The sequence below is a fragment of the Candidatus Beckwithbacteria bacterium genome (assembly GCA_012797845.1).
Taxonomy (GTDB): Bacteria; Patescibacteriota; Microgenomatia; order UBA1400; family UBA1449; genus JAAZOH01.
In genome coordinates, this window is the sequence record JAAZOH010000040.1 from 120479 (window position 1) to 138740 (window position 18262).

The window sequence follows — 18262 nt, forward strand, 5'->3', positions numbered from 1 at the left end:
TGACAAAGAAAATTGACAAAAAGACAAGTTAGTGTGCGTTTGCTTATTTTGCAATAAGTCTAGTTATTATGGCTACTGTTATCATTTCATTTCTAAAAGATATAGGCAAGACACTCCTAAAACTCATTCGCAGCTTATTGCTGAATGTGATTGTTTTAGGTTTAATCTTTTTCTTGCTATTCATACTTATTACAGCTGTAATACCTCAGAGTCAAACCGGCTTAGGCTATTTTAAAGAACAAGTGGTTCGTAATGAAGGCGGTGAGGCTAAAATTGCAGTCATTCCTCTTTCTGGTTTAATTTTGTCAGATAATGCTACTGATTTACTATCTGCTGGTTCTGAAATTATTTCTCCAACCAAAGTCCGTAATGCCCTTTTGCAAGCTCAAGCCGATCCAATGACTAAAGCAGTGATTTTTGATCTCAATTCGCCAGGCGGTTCGCCGGTTGCTTCTGATCGGATTTTTGAAGAAGTTGTCAATTTTAAGCGTCAAACTAAAATTCCGGTTGTTTTTCTGCTCGGTGATTTGGCAGCTTCTGGTGGATACTATATTGCTTCATCAGCTGACTTTATTGTAGCTAATCCAGCCACACTAACTGGTTCGATTGGAGTAATTTTGGAAAGCTATAACTTGCAGGGTTTATATGAAAAAATTGGCATCGCTAAAGAAACATTTAAACAAGGGGAGTACAAAGATATGCTCAGTGATTCCAGACCAATTACCGAAGAAGAACAAGCTATCATCAATACACTCAATGAAAATACCTTTGATTTATTTATTAGCCGAGTTGCCGAGGGCAGAAATCTACCCGAAGCTGAAATCAGAAATCTAGCTACCGGCCAAGTCTACACAGGCAAACAAGCTAAAGACCTTAAACTGGTTGATAGTTTGGGTAATTTGGATGAAGCGGTTTATCAAGCTAAAACCCTAGCTGGTCTAGACCGCTTTCAAGTCGTGGAGTACCAAAGTGGTTCTTTTTTGCAAGAGCTGTTTGGCCAAGTCAAAACCAGCTTTTTACCACAACTTTCCCTCAGATCTTTTTTGATCCTTTCACCTACTATTTCCCAGAAATTTTAACTAGTTTTTTAGTTCGCATCACTTTTCTTCTAAAACCTTTGACAATAATTGCAGCCGCATCTTCAACTGAAAAATAATTTGTATTGACGACTAAATCATAATAATGGGCTTTGGCAATATTTTTACTGAAAAATTTGTAAACAAAGTCATGTCTGATACGCATATATTTATCTATGGTTTCCCGAGCTTGCCTGGTTGTTTTATTTTCATATTTTTTGGCACATGTAATTAAAACCTTACGTGGAGCCGTTATTCTCACTCGGAAATTGCTCATATATGGCAAGACAAAATTGATTCCTGAGCCCAAAATTACAGCCGGTCGTTTACTGGCAATTTCAATTACTACTGAAACCAAATTTTTAATAAAGGTTTGATCCGAAACACGTTTAAGACCCAAAAACGTTTCAATAATTGATTCCATAGGTGGCTGAATTTGCTCATCCATTAATTTTTTTAAAATCTTAGGATCAACCCCGGTTTTAACAGCCACCAATTTTGTCAGTTGTTTTTTATCATAAAGTTTGACTCCAAGTTCTTGTGCAACTAGCTTAGCTATTTCTCGGCCACCACTACCAGGATCACGGGAGATAGTAATTGTAGGATAAATCTTGTTTTTAAATGTTTGTTGCTGAAGTGATTGCAAAACTCGTTGATAACTAAGATTTTGAGAAATCAAAGGCTCATAATTCATCATAGAAAGTCAAGATAAACTGAGCCTAAAATAAGTAAGTTACTCTAGTAAGGTCAGCTCATCTCCTTATGTTTTTTATAAGACAAGCTGCAAACAGCTAAATTGTTGACAATATAGCAATTTTTGGGCCCCAAACAAGCATTATTAAATACGTATATTATAGGAATACAGTGTTATAACTGGTATAATACCTCCTTGTAATTTGTGTTTTCTTGTCAATATAATGGAGCTAATATGGAATTTGACAAATTAGTAGTCTCATTTCTGGTTGATGAAGTAGTGGGTGGCTTTTTTATCTCTGTTCCACCTGGTCATATTGCCTGTGTCTATGATCGAGGTTATGGGGTCTTAAATAAAACCTGGGGACCAGGACTACATCTTAAAATCCCTTTTTGGCAGGTAGCTAAGCTTTTTAATGCTCAAATTCTGGAATACCATATTAGTGATGAGTTTAAGGATGAGCAAAAAGAAGCTTTGGGTAGTAAGGCTATCAATGCGGTAACCAAAGATGGAGTTACGGTTAGAATTGATGGCTCAATTTTATTTAAAATTGATAAGAGTTCAGCCCCGGAAATTTGGGAAAATATTGGTGAAAATTTTGTTTCCAAAGTTGTTCGTCCTACTTCCAGTAGTAAAATTCTGTCAGTAATTTCTGAAATTACATTTGACCAACTTTCAACATACCGCAATCAAGTCGAGCAAAAAATTAAAGAAGAAGTTAGTAAAAGTTTTGCTGACAAAGGTTTAGTTTGCGAAGGCTTTTTACTTTCTGAAGTTGCTCGCAAATCTGCTCATAAAAAGGACTCAAAATAATTTTATTGTTTTCCTTTTTCTTCTCTGTTAATTAATCCTTGAACGATACTAACAATTTGTGATGACCGCAACAAAGCAAAGGCATGATGACCAGCTCTCTCAGCTATTAAGACAGTTACTTTACTAGATTCAGGAAACAAAGATAAAACATCTGCTTTTGTGCCTTTAAGACCAAGAGGTCTATCTTTAGCACCCAATATCACAATAACTTGAGATTGTATTTCAGCCAATTTCGAATTTAGTTTTGACATGGCTATTACTTCTTGCCTAAGGTGTTCTGGATATCCAAAACCGTCCCGCTCAATCTGTTTAGATAAACCTTTAGCAATATCCCAAGCCGCACACAAAGACTGAAGAACCTTACCATGCCAATCTTTTTCTCCTTTAGGGTTAATTCTTTTATGTCTTTCTCGTATTAGATCAGGAATTGTTTCCACTAATGTATCTAAACCAAAATTGAACGCTAACTTGATTGGATGTTGTTCTGAAATTCCTATTGGAGCTAACAAAATAAGTGCTTCTGGTTGATTATGTAATCTTTGCAGTGCTATGGCAAATTCTGCAGCATAACCTCCTCCTTTAGAATAACCGATTACAATTGGATTTTTAATACCTTGTTTTTCTAAATACTCGGCTGCTACCTGAGCCTCATCTTCTAAATGGTGTTTTAAATGATATCCATCACTTCTTCTCTCAGAGGTTGTTTTAGCAATTACAACCGGACAGCCAAATTTATCTGCTATATTTTGCAACAATTCTTTATACGAAGAAGGTAATTCCTCATCAATCTCTATTCCCCATCCTGGAAAAAACACTACCGATTTCTCAGAATTACCAATCTCAACCGAAGGAAGGACTTCTTGTATATTCAGTCTAATTTCTGAGTCAAAATGAAGTATATGGATTTTTTCTGAGATAGGACCTTTTTCAACCATAAAATAATGGTTCAATTTTATTGAAGTAATTTACCAGCTAATAGTTACTAATTTGCTTCAAAGATCTATAAGCCAGGTTCTGTTATCGACTGTGATTTCTCTAAGCTCTCTAACTTTGATTCGTCCCACCAAAGCGGGATCGGGAAAACATCCTAAACGAATCAGTCGAAGATTGCAGCCGGGAGGATTGCCACAGTTCCAGGTTTTCAAACCTAGAACGTCTGACTATTAGTCAGCGTTTCACTTTCTCACTCCACCAAGGCGGAGAGAAATTCGTCACTGTTGCTCTGACTTGCCCCCCGCCTAAATATGCAATTTTTGACGGGGGGAGCGCATTTACATACGCCACCGTGTTTTCTGCTGCCTGGACTTTCCTCTCAATTTTACTTTTATAAAAAGAAAATTGAGCCACAGTCCGACCTTCAAAGCCTCTATATTATACCAAATCAGGCTTGACATTACCCCTGTTATTGCCCACAATTTAAGAAAAGTAACTAAAAGGAGGTGATTCTACATGTCAACCATAACCTTTCAAGAAGCGCTTGTCGCTTCTTCAACCAATGTATTTGCTATTGTTTATGAATTTTTACCCAGACTATTTGGGGCAATCTTAGTTTTTGCTATTGGTTTAATTTTAGCCAATTGGACCAAAAAGTTAACGGTAAGAGTCTTGCATGCCATTAATCTCACTTCCTTACTTAAACAGCTAGGGGTTGAAAATTTTCTGGCCAAAGCTGAAGTTAAGAGCAAGGTAGAAGAAATTATTGGAACTATTTTAAAATGGCTAGTTCTACTTATTTTTGTAGTAGCTTCAGTCAATATTCTAGGTTTACCAACCGTATCCGAGGTCTTAAATAATATTTTGGCTTATATCCCAAATATTATTTCAGCAGTTTTCATCTTAGCTATTGGAATGTTGTTAGCTGGAGTTATTGAAAAACTCGTTAAAGGCTCAGTTGCTCAGCTTGATGTTCATGTCGGTCGGCTTTTAGGAAAAATTGCCAGCTACATCATGATGATTTTTGCAGCCTTAGCTGCTATCAATGAACTAGGTATTGCTAAAGAACTTATCAATACACTCTTTATTGGTTTTGTTTCAATGATGGCTCTTGGCTTTGGATTAGCAATTGGCCTAGGCGCTAAAGATCTAGTTTCTCAAATTTTGACTGATTGGTATAAAAAACTAGAACGAGATATAAAAAAGAAAAAATAAGAAATACACAGTATAATTATTACCTGTATTTTGCGAGGTAGTGTTTTTTGTTGTAAAAAGACATATGCAAATTTTAACTGCGTTATTTTTGGGAATTGTCCAGGGTTTCACTGAGTTCTTGCCAGTTTCCTCATCTGGTCATTTAGCTTTGCTGCAATCCTGGCTTGGCTTTAAAAACCCACCTATTACGTTTGATATCTTACTTCATCTGGGAACGTTATTAGCCATTCTTTGGTTTTTTAAAAAAACCTTGCAAGAAATTGCCAGTCAATTTTGGCAAAGCGTTAGTAAAAAAGATTGGCATCTTTTTCCTAAAATTTCTTATCTTGTCATTATTGGAACTTTACCAGCTACCATCCTTGGTTTATTAATCAAATCAAGTATTGAAACATTTTTTACCACTAAACTGTTTATTGGGATTGGCTTTCTAATAAGCTCGGCTTTTTTACTAAGTAGCCAGTTTTTGACGCAAAAAAATCAAGATAAAACTATAACTATCAAAAGAGCTGTGATCATTGGTTTAGCTCAGGCCATTGCTATTTTACCTGGTATATCCCGCTCCGGCTCAACTGTTTCCACTGGTCTTTTACAGGGAATTAAAAGAGAGGAAGCGTTTACTTTTTCTTTTCTTCTGGCTATTCCGGCTATTGTTGGCGCGGTGACCTTAGACCTAGATAAAATTACCAGTATTAGCAGTGATCAAATACCTAGTTATGTCATTGGTTTTACAGCCGCTTTTATAACTGGAATGGTTTCGCTGCTTATTTTTAAAAAATTGGTTTCACAGCTTAAACTATCGTGGTTTGGTTTTTACTGCCTAACATTGGGAATGATAACTATGTTTTTCTCTATATTCTGAAGCTAACTCAATTAAAACATCCCACATATCAAATTTTCCAGAAGGCAATTTTTTAATTTTCTCCATAATTTCCTGAATTGAAAAAGTGTAGAAGGTAGTACAGTCTGCATCATGACAAACATGTCTAACTATGTAGTAATCTTCACATCCCATTTTCCCATCTGTAAATGTAACAAGCCTAGGGCAACCACCATGATTTGTACAACAAGCCACACACCAATGAGTTTCATCAGGCCGACACGGAGACCATTTTTCAGTCATATTTTTTACTTAAATAATACATGCTAGTATATCTTATCTATGCAAAATTTAAGCAAATATTTTCCTTTTTTACTTTTTATCTTTTATTTTTCACTTTGCCTGACCACTCTTTCTTTTTATCCAACTGCGTTTGGTGATAGCAATGAAGTTATTGCTGCTGGTTTTAGCTCTTCTGCACTTCATCCCCCAGGCATGCCATTACAAACAGTTATTGTCTATCTGTTTTCTCATCTACCCATTCCAGCCACTACTATTGCTTTTAAAGCTAATCTGGTTTCTGCTTTATTTCACAGCTTAACTTTGGTTTTTGTATATGCAACCTCAACTAAAATCCTAAATTTTGTTCTCACCAAGAAAAAGAGAGGCTATTTTTTAATTGAAATTATTAGTCTCACTACAGCTCTTAGCCTGGGATGTTCTTACCTTTTTTGGCTCTACAGCAATACGCTAGAAGTTTATCCGATCAATAATTTTTTAGCGATAAGTTCTTTCTATTTGGCTTTGCAAATATATGAGCAAAAAAAAACAAATTTAAAACAATACTTGCTTTTGGGAATACTGCTGGGCTCAGGCTTGGCTCAACATCCAACTTTTATTTTAGTAATTCCAGGATTGCTTGTTTTACTATGGTTTAAAATCAGAAAATCTTTTATTCTTGGTTTTCAATTAAGTATTACTACAATATCTACTTTTATTTTCGCTACTATCTTGCTTCTGCTTTTTAATCAAAATTCACCGATAACTTGGGCTTTTCAAAAAAACCTAAATGGTTTATGGAGATTTATTAGCTCAGCTGATCATGTTCAGAGTGATGCTAGCAACGCTTATCTTACAACGCTTTACTTACCAGAAAATATAACTGCTTTGATAAGATATCTAGCAACTACTTTACCTCAAAATTTTACCTGGCTTGGGGTAATGCTATTTTTATTAGGAATATTTGGTGCTTATAAACATTTGTCTAGAAGAGTTTTTTGGGGATTAATTACTCTAATTGTCTGTACTGGTCCGATTTTAGCTTTTTACTTAACCTTTCCAAGCTCTAGTTTGCCCCCAGCCTATGTTCATATGATTACTGGAGTCACAGAGAGAATGTACCTTTTAGGCTTTGTATTTTTATCTCTCTTATTAAGTTTGGCTTTTTACCAGCTAACTATTTGGGTCAAAGTTAAACAGCTTGTTTTTGTTTTCTTACTTTTTCCTTTGTATTTGCTGATTTCCAACTATCACGCCGTTGATTTAAGCAATTATAATTTTGCCCAAGCATACGCTCAACAAACTTTACAAAACGCCCAACCAAACAGCACTATCTTTTGCTTTTCAGATATTTCCTGTTTTTCGTTTTTATATGAACAAACAATTCATAATAAACATCTTGATAAAATAATTATTTCTGCACAGCCAAATTTGGGTCATCAATTTCGTCAAAAGTATTTTCCTGAGCTAGCTCGGTTTGATAGCTTGGTCGATGAGCAACGTATTGGCAATATGATTGATTGGAGTTTAAAAAATAATCGGGCTGTCTATCTAGCTGAACTTACACCTTATTACTTAGAAACACTAGGGCTTGACGGGAAAAATTATGCTTTAAGTCCCAATGGATACTTACTTAAAGTCACTAGAACTCAAGCACAACTTAAACCGTTTAGCTATAAAATTGATCAGGTTTTAGCGGTAAAGCCAACTGATCCTAGAAACCAATTTGAACTAAGTTTCAAAGCCATGCTCATGCAGCAACACGCCACTAATGCAACTTTGTATGCCCGAGCTGGACATAAAGACTGGGCGCTGCAAGAAGCTGAGTTAGCTAATAATTTATACTCTAATCAAAAAGAAGTGGTTAATTTAATAGAAAAAATAAAAAACTACTAGCTTCAAGTTTCCAAATCCTAGATACTAGTATTATGTTATCTAGGGTTTTTTCCGGTGCTACTGTCGGCTTAGACTCGGTTTTAGTTGAAGTGGAAATTGATATTCCTGATCAAGGTTTTCCGGGTTTTATTATTGTTGGTTTGCCAGGCAAAGCGGTCAAAGAAGCTTGTGAACGGGTCCGCTCGGCTATTAAAAATTCTGGCTGCAAATTTCCCAACAAAAAAATTACGGTCAATTTATCTCCGGCTGATTTACCCAAAGAAGGCCCGGCTTATGATCTGCCAATTGCCTTAGGAATTTTACTGGCTGATGGCCAAATCAAAGAATTACCTAAAGATAGTTTGGTTTTTGGGGAACTATCACTTGATGGCTCGTTGCGTCACACCAATGGCGCTTTACCTTTAGCACTTTTGGCCAAACAGGAAAACTTAACCCAAGTTTTTTTACCAGGGGAAAACGCTAAAGAAGCCGCCATGATTAGCAATTTGCACATTTATCCGGTTAAAACTTTGGTTGAACTAATTAACCATCTCAATCAAGAAAAATTGATTGAGCCTCTTCCTCATCAAAAAGTAAAAGCTAGGCAACATAAACTCCTATCGCAATTTGATATGGCTGATATTAAAGGTCAGGAACAAGCTAAAAGGGCTATAGAAATTGCTGCTGCCGGCAATCACAATGTTTTTCTGATCGGCCCACCTGGCGCTGGTAAAACCATGTTATCCCGAACTTTGCCTTCAATTTTACCTAATATGACTGAAGATGAAATGCTTGAAGTCACTAAAATTTATTCCATAGCTGGCAAGTTATCGGCGCAGCAATCCGCAATTACTATTCGGCCTTTCCGTTCCCCTCATCATACTACTTCGATGGTAGGACTAATTGGCGGTGGCGCTCATCCAGCTCCAGGTGAAATTTCTCTGGCTCACCGCGGGGTATTGTTTCTGGATGAATTTTTGGAATTTCCCAGATCAGTTTTAGAATGTTTGAGACAGCCCATGGAAGATGGCATTGTGACTGTTTCTAGAGCTTCGGGAACTTTGCAGTTTCCAGCGCAATTTTTACTGGTAGCTGCAGCCAACCCTTGTCCTTGTGGTTATTTAGGCTCTAAAACTAAGCATTGTACTTGTTTACCTGGCATGGTTGAGAGATATCGACAACGGATCTCGGGCCCAATTATGGACAGAATTGATTTGCATTTAACTGTGCCCGAAGTTGAGGTGGAAAAGCTGGGTGAATCATATCAGGCTGAAGCTAGTAAACCAGTGCGGGAACGAGTCAATAAAGCCAGAGAAAAACAGCTTGACCGCTTTGCTAAGCTTAAAACTAACCTTTATTGCAATGCTGATATGTCTACTAAGCAAGTTAAACTGTTATGTGAGCTTAACCAGGAATGTAAAAATTTGCTAGCTCAAGCCGTCCAAAATTTAGCTTTGTCTGCCAGATCTTATTTTAAAATTATTAAAGTTGCCCAGACCATTGCTGATTTAGCGGAAGCTGAACAAATTTTACCTGAGCATGTGGCTGAGGCTTTACAATACCGGCCAAAGGAAAATTCTTTCAACTAACCGTTGCCTCAAAAACGTGTTTTGGGTTTCCCCAAATTATTTGTTGTACTACTGGATCAGTAAAGCCTTGATCTCTCTCAAAACTAAACCATGAAACAGTTCTTCCATTAGCTGCTATCTCTATTCCATACTTCCCTTCTCTAGTATGTCCTCTGCTTAAGATCTCAGTAATTCTTTCTTCTGGTCTGCCCACTTGCTGCCAATCAGATTCAGATGGCAATTGAATAGTTCTTAATAAAACCGATACAGTACCATCTGAAAAAAGCTTAAAACCTAATTCATGACAAGCCCATAAAGTATAGCTTCTTACAACTGGTAGACAATAAACACCAATAGCTGTGCTTGCACTATCTAAGTCAATCCAATTACCTTTTAAAAAGCGTGTAGTACGCCAACCTTTTTCTCTTTCAATGCCTGGAATGCTTTCAATATTAATCATTTAGTATAAAATAAATTGTTATGATATCCGTATTTTACTCTATCATCTCAACTATCTTCCTAACTATTTTTATAACGATTGCCAGTATCCAAATTAAAGCCTTAGACTTTTATCATCAAACTCTTCAAGCTCAACAATCCCAAACGCAACATGAGCAGCAGCAATCCCAAGCTATTGCTTACATTCCACCTCAACCTAAAATCAAAGCTCAAAATACCTTTATTTATGAACAAATTAAAGGAGAAGTCATGGGAACCCAGTCAGCTCAAATATCAACACCGACTCCAGAGCCAACTCCAGAAGACACAACATACACGGGTGATAATTATGTTTTGGAACCAACTGACAGGGAAGGTTTTTTTGATTTGAAATATGCTCCAACTGAGCCTATGACCACTGTTGATGAACTAAATGAAGCTGTTAATGAATTCCGCAAAGCCCATGGTCAGAACCAGTTGGAAATAGACAACGGTTTGTGTGGTTTTGCCGATCGGCGCGCTCATGAAATAAGCGAAGATTTTTCCCATGATGGTTTTAGCAATTATTTTGAAGGTGACGATATTGAAACTTGGGGTTTTACTAATTTTGGAGAAAACATCTGGATGGGAGAGTTTATGGGTGTGCATATTGTTGAATACGGCTGGGCCAAAAGCCCAGGTCATTATGAAGCCTTAGTAGGTGAATGGACAAAAGGTTGTGCCGGGATTTATGATAAATACGCAGTTTTTATTTTTGCCAGATAATTATCAGTTAGATTTGTATTATGCGCTACCTGCTTGGCTTCCCTCTCAGTTTCGTTTTTTCTTCACTGTTAATTAGTTTTTGTTTATTACTTCCTTTTCCTTTTGTTTTTACAAAAAGCAGTGTCAAACAAACTCTACATGAAGTGAATTTTTACAATCGTATTATTTTAATTATTAAAGACAAATCAATATCAGACTTTACCAATCAGGATTCTTTGTTTGGCAACTTAATTTCAGCAAACATTGACGCCATTTTTCCCAAAGACTGGGTTGAAAATCTCGGTGATAACTTGATTGATCATAGTTTTAATAGTCTTACTGGCCAAACTAAGTTCTCGGATTTTACAATTGATCTACATTCTATCAAGCAAAATTTTTTAGACCTCATTGCTCAAAGCGATATTAAAGAGGATGAAAATACTATCAAAGCCTCTATTCCTAATCAGATCACCTTGTCTGATGTTTTACAAATTGATGCTACTCAACTAGATGATACTTTTGCTCTACTCCAAGCTGCCATCAACGCTTTTTTCTTAGCATTGTTAGTGTTAGTAATTTTATTAGCGGTAGAAGTCGGTGTCTTTTTTATCATTTTCCCCAAAAAACAAGCTTTACTTTGGCTGGCAATTAATATTGGCTTCACTGGCCTTGTTTCAATAAGCTCAATGTTTGTTTTTCATTTTCTACTGCTTAAACCGGAAAATCTCCAAGCTATTACCCAAAATCAGTCATTATGGAAAATTTTACAATACATTGTCGCTTTGTCTTTTTTGGAAAAATTGACTCGCTTATGGAGTTTTCTAGGATTACTCCTGGTTGTTTTAGCGCTCGCAATTTCCCTTTATAACGTATTAAAATCAAAATTATGAAACAGCTTTTCTTAGGAACCAATAATCAGAACAAAGTTAAAGAACTAGCTAAAACCCTCTCATCTCTAGGCATAAAAGTCATTTCTCCAAGTAAGCTTCAACTTGATTTTGACCCACCTGAAACTGGTAAAACGTTTGCCGACAATGCCTGGCAAAAAGCTGTAGCTTGGGCCAAGCAATCAAAATTACCAACTTTAGTCGAAGATTCTGGGCTTTGTGTAGATGCTTTGGACGGCCAACCTGGTATTCATTCCAAACGGTTTTTCGAAGGTTCAGATAAAGACAAAAATCAACATGTATTAAAACTGCTCAGTAGCAAAGTTGATCGCTCGGCTTTTTATGTTTGCGTCATGGTTTTTTATGATCCAAACAGTAAAAATAAACATGTAGCTGAGGGTAAATGTTATGGCCAAATATCTCAAACACCCAAGGGCAACAATGGATTTGGCTATGATCCGATTTTTATTCCTGATGGCTTTGAATTAACGTTTGGTCAATTGCCCGCTCAAACTAAGCAAAAAATTAGCCATCGCGCTAAAGCTCTTGCTCTTATGCTGCCATTTTTGCAACAATGGAGTAATGCTACTTTCCTATCCTAAGTGAACATGAAACTGAAATTCCTACTCATTTTCTTTGCCCTCGGTGCTTTATTTGGACTAGGCGTTAGTCCTTGGCTTAATACTAGGCCTCAGCAAGTCCTACTTTCTCCAGTTTCTCAAATTGAAGCGTATTCAGAACCTGAAACTGATACCCAATCTCAAAGCAATGTAACAGAAACAGGAAAAACAATAGATAGCTATTTTGCCTATTTTGATCATGAGCAGAACAAGCTCCTTGCAAGCAATCCTTCTGAAATTCCTCAGGTTTTAGGAGCAGAAACAAGCAGTCATAGTGGTCACAGTACAATTGCTGTTTTTGGTGATTCTATGACTGATACTATGGGAACCAACCTTCCCTATTTGGCTTCTGCTTTAGAAAGCTACTATCCCAACATGGACTTTGATTTATTAAATTATGGCATTGGCTCCCAAAACGTCACGCAAGGCTTAGCTCGTGTAACTCAAAATTATAGCTATCAAGACCGCAACTATCCACCAATCACCCAAGCTAATGCCGATCTTATAATAGTTGAATCATTTGCCTATAATCCTCTGGATGCTTCAGAGATTGGCACCTACCAACAAAATTTAAGCAGTCTTTTATCCCAACTAAAAAATAGCAATGCTAAAGTGGTATTCCTAGCCACTATTGCCCCCTTAAAATCTAAGTTCGGTCAAGGTCCAGGCGGAGTCAATTGGGATCAAGATACGGCCTGGAATCACGCTACCAAAATCCAGAGTTTTCTCGAAGCCGGACTTGCTACTGCTTCCAATCTGGGTATCCCAACTTTAGATTTGTACCATGCCACCCTACAGGATAATGGGGAAGGCATTGCAAGCTTAGTATCAACTCATGATGGTATTCACCCTTCAGTGGCCGGTCACACCTACATCGCTCAGCAACTAGCTGCATATATTTTAAAAAACCAGCTTCTCTAATCTTCAGAAAAACTTCATAATCTATATGCTAAGGTAAGTAGACTTATTATAAAATAAAAAATGTCAAAAAACGCAGGATTTTAGCTTTATTTTCAAGGAAATTAATAACGATAGTACTGCATGTACTTGAGTTATTAAGTAACGACGAAAATTAAGCTAAAGACAAGTTTTTTTCATTTTCTTATTTTGTAAGAAGTCTACTAAATGATAGCTTCGATAGCTAATATTCACACAGCTAAGCAAATTTTAAAATCGGAAAATATCATCCGCTTTGAGGCTTCACAAACTTTATCTCAAGCTCTACCAGCCCTTTCTAGTAGCCATGATGCAATTTTTGTTTTTGACAAAGACCATTTCCTAGGTGTTGCTAGTCCTTACTATCTTTTTTCCAATCGCTCAGTCAATACTAATTCCAAGCTAAAGTCAGTTGCCAAGATGCCTCCAAAACTGACACTTGAAACTGGGCTTTCTAAAATCGCTCAGGCTATGATTCAGAGTAAAATCCATTACCTCCCAGTTATTAATCCTGATACTAATGAGTTCTTGGGTATTGTCACTATCAACAGGCTTTTAGATTATGTAGTAGCTAATAAACTACTTAACCACCACGGCACCATTATTTTTTCCAAAGACACACTTGCAACCATTTCAGACGAAGCCACTATCGCTCAGGTTTTAGCTCAAATGAAGAAAGAAAAAATCACTAAGTTACCGGTAGTAAACAGCCAAAATAAGTTGGTTGGCATTATTTCTGAATATGATCTCAGACCATATTTGGAAAAGGAGCAATCAGCTGGTAAAAGAGATCGCAGCGGCGAGAAAAAAGGTATTCGGGATAACAAAGTTAAAGATTATATGAAAAAAATGGTAGTTTCGATTTCTCGCTTGCCTACCTTTTCTCAAGCCGTTGCTTTAATGAACGAACATAATATCGGCAGTCTAATTGTGGTTGATAAAAAGCAAACCCCAATGACTATTATTACCAAACGTGATCTTCTAGCTACAATTGCTGCTGCTTCGATATAATATATCCCTTGTTAGTCTGTACAATATCCTTATGTCTTTTTGGCAAAATATACCAAAACCAATTATTGGCCTAGCTCCCATGGACGGAGTAACTGATGTGGCCTTTCGGGAAATGGTAGTCAAATATAGTAAGCCTTCAGTGCTTTATAGCGAATTTACCAATGTCCAAGGTTTATGGGTCGGTAAGTTGGAAGTTTTCAAGAGCCTGCTTTTTACAGCCAAGCAGCGACCAATTGTAGCGCAGCTATTTGGCGCTGAACCTAACTATTTTTACAAAGCCGCTCATATAGTGGCGCAGCTTGGTTTTGATGGGATTGATATCAATATGGGTTGCCCGGCTAAAAATATTGTCGGCAAAAATGGCGGCGCTTCTTTAATTACTCAGCCAAAACTAGCTCAGAAAATCATCAAAGCCACTCAAAAAGGCGTTACTGATTGGTTTGCTGGACAAACCCTTTCAAATTTAGAATTAGATCGGGATAAAATCAGTTGGATTAAAAGTCATAAAATTCCTAGTAAAGAAAAATTATTGATTCCAGTTTCTGTCAAAACTCGACTTGGCTTTGACAAAAATACTGTTGCCGATTGGACTGATACGCTTTTGCAAAGCCAACCAGCTGCTATTTGCGTTCATGGCCGGACCTTTAAACAAGGCTATGCCGGTCAAGCAGATTGGGAAGCCATTGCTTCAGTGGCTAGCAAAATACGTAAATCTGGAGTTATGTATCTAGGTAATGGTGATATTAAAAATTACCAAGAAGCTTTAGATAAAACTCAACAATACCAATTAGATGGGGTTTTGGTGGGTCAGGCTACATTTGGTAATCCTTGGTTTTTTAGCCGTAAGGTGGAAACGATTTCAGCTTCGGAAAAAATAAAAGTCTTACTTGAACAATCTCAACTTCATATTAAATTAAAAGGCGAAAAACGCTTTTCAGAGCTCAAAAAACATTTCGGCTGGTATTGTAAAGGTTTTGATGGAGCTAAAGAGTTACGGGTTCGACTAATGCAAGTTGATAATTTTTTACAAATGAAAAAAACACTTTCAAAATATACGTAGATAAATTTTAAAACGTATTTGTTACTCATTTAATTTTTATTAGTTTTTTATTAAGTTCTAACAATGGCAACTCCAGAACAACAAGCTGATACTATTCCTTCCCTCTCAGAAATTATTCCCCCTCATTCCGAAATTCTCATATCTTCAGAGCAAATACGACGGAGAGTGGAAGAATTAGGAAAACAAATCTCACATGATTATGCAGGTAAAAATCCTATATTTTTATGCACATTAAAGGGAGGATTTATTTTTTTTGCCGATTTAGTAAGAAATTTAGATCTACAGATTTTAGGAAAGTTTGAAATTGGTTTTTTAAGAGCTAGTAGCTATGTTGGTCAAACTTCAACCCAAGAATTAAAACTAATTCCAACGTTTGACCTAACAATTTTAAAGGATAGGGATATTATAATAGCTGAAGATTTGATTGATTCTGGTTTTTCTGCTGAAACATTAATAAAAATGGCAAGAGAAGATTGGCAAACTCAAAGTGTTGAAATGATAGTCTTATTATTCAAACTTACTGGTAGAAATGCAAATGGGCTTAGACCAAGATATATTGGTTACGAAATTCCCGATTTTTGGGTTTTTGGCGTCGGCCCAGATGATGGAGGACTAACTCCTGGAGATACTAGTCGTTGTTTTCCAGACATTAGATATTATCCTAGCTAAAAATGCTATAATATACCTGTTTCTATGGATAGCGACTTCTTGCAAGAGTCAGTGCTTCTTTTTGTAAGCCTTTTCCCAAAAGATTTCCGTTAGACTGAAACACAGGGAGTAGAGAAACTGTATCTAAGATTTTCTCTACCTCTAAGGAGGTGAATATTTGTGGCAAATAACCGATTATATGTAGGCAATCTACCATATTCAGTAACCAGCGAACAGCTCCAAAGCATGTTTGCAGAATATGGTGAAATCACTAGTGCTTACGTCATTATTGATAAACGTTTTAACCGATCTAAAGGTTTTGGTTTTGTAGAATTCGCAGCTGAAGATGCTGCTACTGCAGCTATCGAAGCTATGAACGGAAAAGAAATTGATGGTAGAGCTTTAGTTGTTAATGTGGCTCGTCCTATGGAACCCCGCCCAGGGTTTCAAAATCGACCCAGACAATAAAGTCTAACGTTTTAAAATAAACACCCTGGTAGTTTTAAAAAACTCCAGGGTGTTTTTGTTTTTTAAATTAAGCTTTTATATTTCGACAATATGACTTCCGATGGATATTTTTTAGTAAACCATGGGCAATAATCATCTGACGATGCAAAGCAGTCCCATAACCAACATGTCGCTCAAACCCCCAGTTTGGAAACTGTAAAGCCAAATTAATCATTAGAGTATCCCGATATACTTTGGCTATAATTGAAGCCATAGATATGGCAGGAACTTTGTCATCCCCTTTTACCAAAGCCTTGCCATCTTTGAACCAAGCTAAATTACCGTCGTTAATAATAGTGATATTCTCACTTATTTGTGACTGTTCTATTTTTTTTCTAGCTCTACGTGCTGCTAAAACAACGGCTTTACTGATTCCTAATTTATCAATTTCAGCAACTGTTGCCTGACCAATTCCAAAGGCAAAATTTTGACAAATAAAATTACTAGCTTTTTGCCGCTGCAGCCGAGTCATTTTTTTACTATCGCGGATTACAATGTGCTTTGGTACAGATAAACCTGTATCTACTACTCCAGCTACCACTACTGGCCCAGCCAGACTACCTCGGCCAACTTCATCAAAACCAATGATAGCATAGGATAATTTCATGTTAGTGACAGTTTAATAATTTTGCTTGTATAATGGCTTTGCATAAAGACTTTACCAGATTAGTAAAATTAGTTATAGTAACTATATATGGTTGATGATTCTCAAACTAAATTACCTAAACCAATTACCGTAACAGGATCAGCTTTTGAAGATAAAATTAAAAAAGAGGAAATAGCCGAAGATACTACTTCAATAAACACGAGCAGCACTGACGATACAAATTCTACTACTGATGATACCAAATCTGATACTAGCGCATTACCTATGCCGGCTGTTTTTGGCGATGAAGATGAAGAGGAAGAAGCCTTGCCCAGTGATGAAACATCCGAGGAAGAATCTGAAAAATCAAAAACTCAAGTCACCCCTGAATCAAATACAGAAAATACCCTTGCTGCAACAACCCCTGTAGGCAGCTCAACCGACAAAGAGCCTGAACCAGAACTCAAGCTAGATACTCAACCAGAACTTGAAACACAAGCTGAAAATCCCTTAGCCAATCCAATTATTAATGGTGCTGCCAGTGATACTCCCGAAGAAGAAACAGAAATTAATCCCGATACCCAGTCTTTAAGTGCTCCGGAAGAAGCCCTGTCAACTCAAACTGAAGAAACAGCAGCCCCGCAAGCTCAGACTCCAGAAGCACCAACATTTGCTCAACTTGGTCAAACACAAGTAGTAGAGCCGGAAACTGAAGTTGCTACTCCAAATTTTGAACAGGAAGTAGCTCCAGATACAAACACAGACCAGGCCACAGAAACAGAGTTTTCAATTCCATCACTACAACAAAATATAGATCAAAACTCTCCACAAGAACAATTTGTAAATCCAGCTCAAAATGAAACTCCCAATGAAGTTCAAGCTTTAACTGGCAGGCCTCTTGATCAAGATCAAAACCAGATGCCGACAGCTCCAACCTTTGAACAAAATCAAACTGTTCCACCCCAAAAAACAGGCGGAGGATTTTTTGGCAAAGCTGCCATTGCTTTTGCAGCTATCTTAGTTGGTGGTTCAGTGGTGGTTGGTGGTTATTTTGCCTATCAACGTATGTCTGGAAAATCCGAGCAAACTCCTATGCAAGCCGTTGTTGAAACAGAAAATGGTACTAGCACTCCTACCCCAAGCCCAAGTCCAAAAGCTACCCCTACTCCCACTCCGGAACCAGAACCAACTATCAAGAAGTCAGAGGTTATGATTAAAGTTTTAAATGGCTCAGGCACCAAGGGTGCAGCTGGACTAGCTGCTGACAAGCTGGAAAACGATGGGTTTGATAATGTTGCTACTGGTAATGCAGATAATTTTGACTATACCCAAAATTTGATTAACTACAAAGAGGAGTATGCAGGGTTTATTAAAGACTTAGAAACAGCTTTGGGATCAACGCTAAAGAAGAATGAGATAATTGAAGATGACAATAAATATGACATCTATATTGTCATTGGTGGCCCCAAAGAAGAAAAGGAAACTGCTGATACTTCGGATACTACCAGTGATTCAACTGATGAGGAAGCTACTAGCTCAGCCACTGCTGAGTAAT

At 37.1% G+C, this 18262-nt stretch carries 20 protein-coding genes and 1 other RNA gene; 15 read left to right on the top strand and 6 right to left on the bottom strand.

Going from position 1 to position 18262, the window contains the following annotated elements; translation table 11 throughout:
- Positions 1-68: 68 nt before the first annotated feature.
- Positions 69-1079 carry a signal peptide peptidase SppA gene (gene sppA / locus GYA49_05680; protein ID NMC36506.1) on the top strand — a complete coding sequence of 337 codons (1011 nt, stop codon included), beginning with the start codon at positions 69-71 and terminating at the stop codon, positions 1077-1079.
- Here the strand turns inward: sppA and GYA49_05685 are convergent.
- The gene (locus GYA49_05685) at positions 1060-1773 is read right to left on the bottom strand and encodes a cytidylate kinase-like family protein (GenBank protein NMC36507.1); all 714 of its coding nucleotides are present in this window, start codon (positions 1771-1773) and stop codon (positions 1060-1062) included. The genes sppA and GYA49_05685 overlap by 20 nt on opposite strands.
- Positions 1774-2004: 231 nt before the next feature.
- Between GYA49_05685 and GYA49_05690 the strand changes: the two genes are divergently transcribed.
- On the top strand, positions 2005-2583 hold the full coding sequence (locus tag GYA49_05690; protein NMC36508.1) for a prohibitin family protein: 579 nt from the start codon (positions 2005-2007) through the stop codon (positions 2581-2583).
- 2 nt (positions 2584-2585) lie between these two features.
- On the opposite strand, the gene GYA49_05695 is transcribed toward GYA49_05690, so the two are convergent.
- Both GYA49_05695 and rnpB read right to left on the bottom strand, forming a co-directional pair.
- A complete protein-coding gene (locus tag GYA49_05695; GenBank protein ID NMC36509.1) occupies positions 2586-3518 on the bottom strand; it encodes an alpha/beta hydrolase in 933 nt (310 codons plus the stop codon).
- 52 nt (positions 3519-3570) lie between these two features.
- An RNA gene (rnpB, locus tag GYA49_05700) (RNase P RNA component class A) lies at positions 3571-3945 on the bottom strand.
- Positions 3946-4032: 87 nt separating this feature from the next.
- Between rnpB and GYA49_05705 the strand changes: the two genes are divergently transcribed.
- Both GYA49_05705 and GYA49_05710 read left to right on the top strand, forming a co-directional pair.
- Positions 4033-4731 carry a hypothetical protein gene (locus tag GYA49_05705; protein NMC36510.1) on the top strand — a complete coding sequence of 233 codons (699 nt, stop codon included), beginning with the start codon at positions 4033-4035 and terminating at the stop codon, positions 4729-4731.
- A 64-nt stretch (positions 4732-4795) separates the two neighbouring features.
- Positions 4796-5590, top strand: coding sequence for an undecaprenyl-diphosphate phosphatase (locus GYA49_05710; protein NMC36511.1), 795 nt, complete (start codon positions 4796-4798; stop codon positions 5588-5590).
- Here GYA49_05710 and GYA49_05715 read toward each other — a convergent pair.
- A complete protein-coding gene (locus tag GYA49_05715) occupies positions 5549-5851 on the bottom strand; it encodes a hypothetical protein (GenBank protein NMC36512.1) in 303 nt (100 codons plus the stop codon). The genes GYA49_05710 and GYA49_05715 overlap by 42 nt on opposite strands.
- A gap of 39 nt (positions 5852-5890) precedes the next feature.
- Between GYA49_05715 and GYA49_05720 the strand changes: the two genes are divergently transcribed.
- Complete coding sequence (locus GYA49_05720) at positions 5891-7723, top strand: DUF2723 domain-containing protein (GenBank protein ID NMC36513.1); 1833 nt, start codon at positions 5891-5893, stop codon at positions 7721-7723.
- 32 nt (positions 7724-7755) lie between these two features.
- Complete coding sequence (locus GYA49_05725) at positions 7756-9291, top strand: YifB family Mg chelatase-like AAA ATPase (protein NMC36514.1); 1536 nt, start codon at positions 7756-7758, stop codon at positions 9289-9291.
- Here GYA49_05725 and GYA49_05730 read toward each other — a convergent pair.
- The gene (locus tag GYA49_05730; GenBank protein ID NMC36515.1) at positions 9284-9730 is read right to left on the bottom strand and encodes a hypothetical protein; all 447 of its coding nucleotides are present in this window, start codon (positions 9728-9730) and stop codon (positions 9284-9286) included. The two genes, GYA49_05725 and GYA49_05730, sit on opposite strands and share 8 nt — an antisense overlap.
- Before the next feature lie 20 nt (positions 9731-9750).
- Between GYA49_05730 and GYA49_05735 the strand changes: the two genes are divergently transcribed.
- The 8 genes from GYA49_05735 (at position 9751) to GYA49_05770 (ending at position 16082) form a co-directional block, all read left to right on the top strand.
- A complete protein-coding gene (locus GYA49_05735) occupies positions 9751-10473 on the top strand; it encodes a CAP domain-containing protein (GenBank protein NMC36516.1) in 723 nt (240 codons plus the stop codon).
- 20 nt (positions 10474-10493) lie between these two features.
- Entirely contained in the window at positions 10494-11342 is an 849-nt protein-coding gene (locus tag GYA49_05740) for a hypothetical protein (protein ID NMC36517.1), read from the top strand.
- Positions 11339-11941, top strand: a complete 603-nt coding sequence (gene rdgB, locus GYA49_05745) for an RdgB/HAM1 family non-canonical purine NTP pyrophosphatase (protein ID NMC36518.1) — start codon at positions 11339-11341, stop codon at positions 11939-11941. The genes GYA49_05740 and rdgB overlap by 4 nt, the downstream gene beginning before the upstream one ends.
- Positions 11942-11947: 6 nt before the next feature.
- Complete coding sequence (locus tag GYA49_05750) at positions 11948-12880, top strand: SGNH/GDSL hydrolase family protein (protein NMC36519.1); 933 nt, start codon at positions 11948-11950, stop codon at positions 12878-12880.
- A gap of 204 nt (positions 12881-13084) precedes the next feature.
- Entirely contained in the window at positions 13085-13906 is an 822-nt protein-coding gene (locus GYA49_05755) for a CBS domain-containing protein (protein NMC36520.1), read from the top strand.
- Positions 13907-13937: 31 nt separating this feature from the next.
- Positions 13938-14966, top strand: coding sequence for a tRNA-dihydrouridine synthase (locus GYA49_05760; GenBank protein ID NMC36521.1), 1029 nt, complete (start codon positions 13938-13940; stop codon positions 14964-14966).
- Positions 14967-15029: 63 nt separating this feature from the next.
- Positions 15030-15635, top strand: a complete 606-nt coding sequence (locus tag GYA49_05765; GenBank protein ID NMC36522.1) for a hypoxanthine phosphoribosyltransferase — start codon at positions 15030-15032, stop codon at positions 15633-15635.
- 159 nt (positions 15636-15794) lie between these two features.
- Entirely contained in the window at positions 15795-16082 is a 288-nt protein-coding gene (locus GYA49_05770) for an RNA-binding protein (protein ID NMC36523.1), read from the top strand.
- Between the two features lie 67 nt (positions 16083-16149).
- Here GYA49_05770 and GYA49_05775 read toward each other — a convergent pair whose 3' ends face one another.
- Positions 16150-16728: a ribonuclease HII gene (locus tag GYA49_05775; GenBank protein NMC36524.1), complete on the bottom strand. Its 579-nt coding sequence runs from the start codon at positions 16726-16728 to the stop codon at positions 16150-16152.
- A gap of 87 nt (positions 16729-16815) precedes the next feature.
- Here GYA49_05775 and GYA49_05780 point away from each other — a divergent pair, with 87 nt between their 5' ends.
- The gene (locus GYA49_05780) at positions 16816-18261 is read left to right on the top strand and encodes a hypothetical protein (protein ID NMC36525.1); all 1446 of its coding nucleotides are present in this window, start codon (positions 16816-16818) and stop codon (positions 18259-18261) included.
- Position 18262 lies beyond the last annotated feature (1 nt).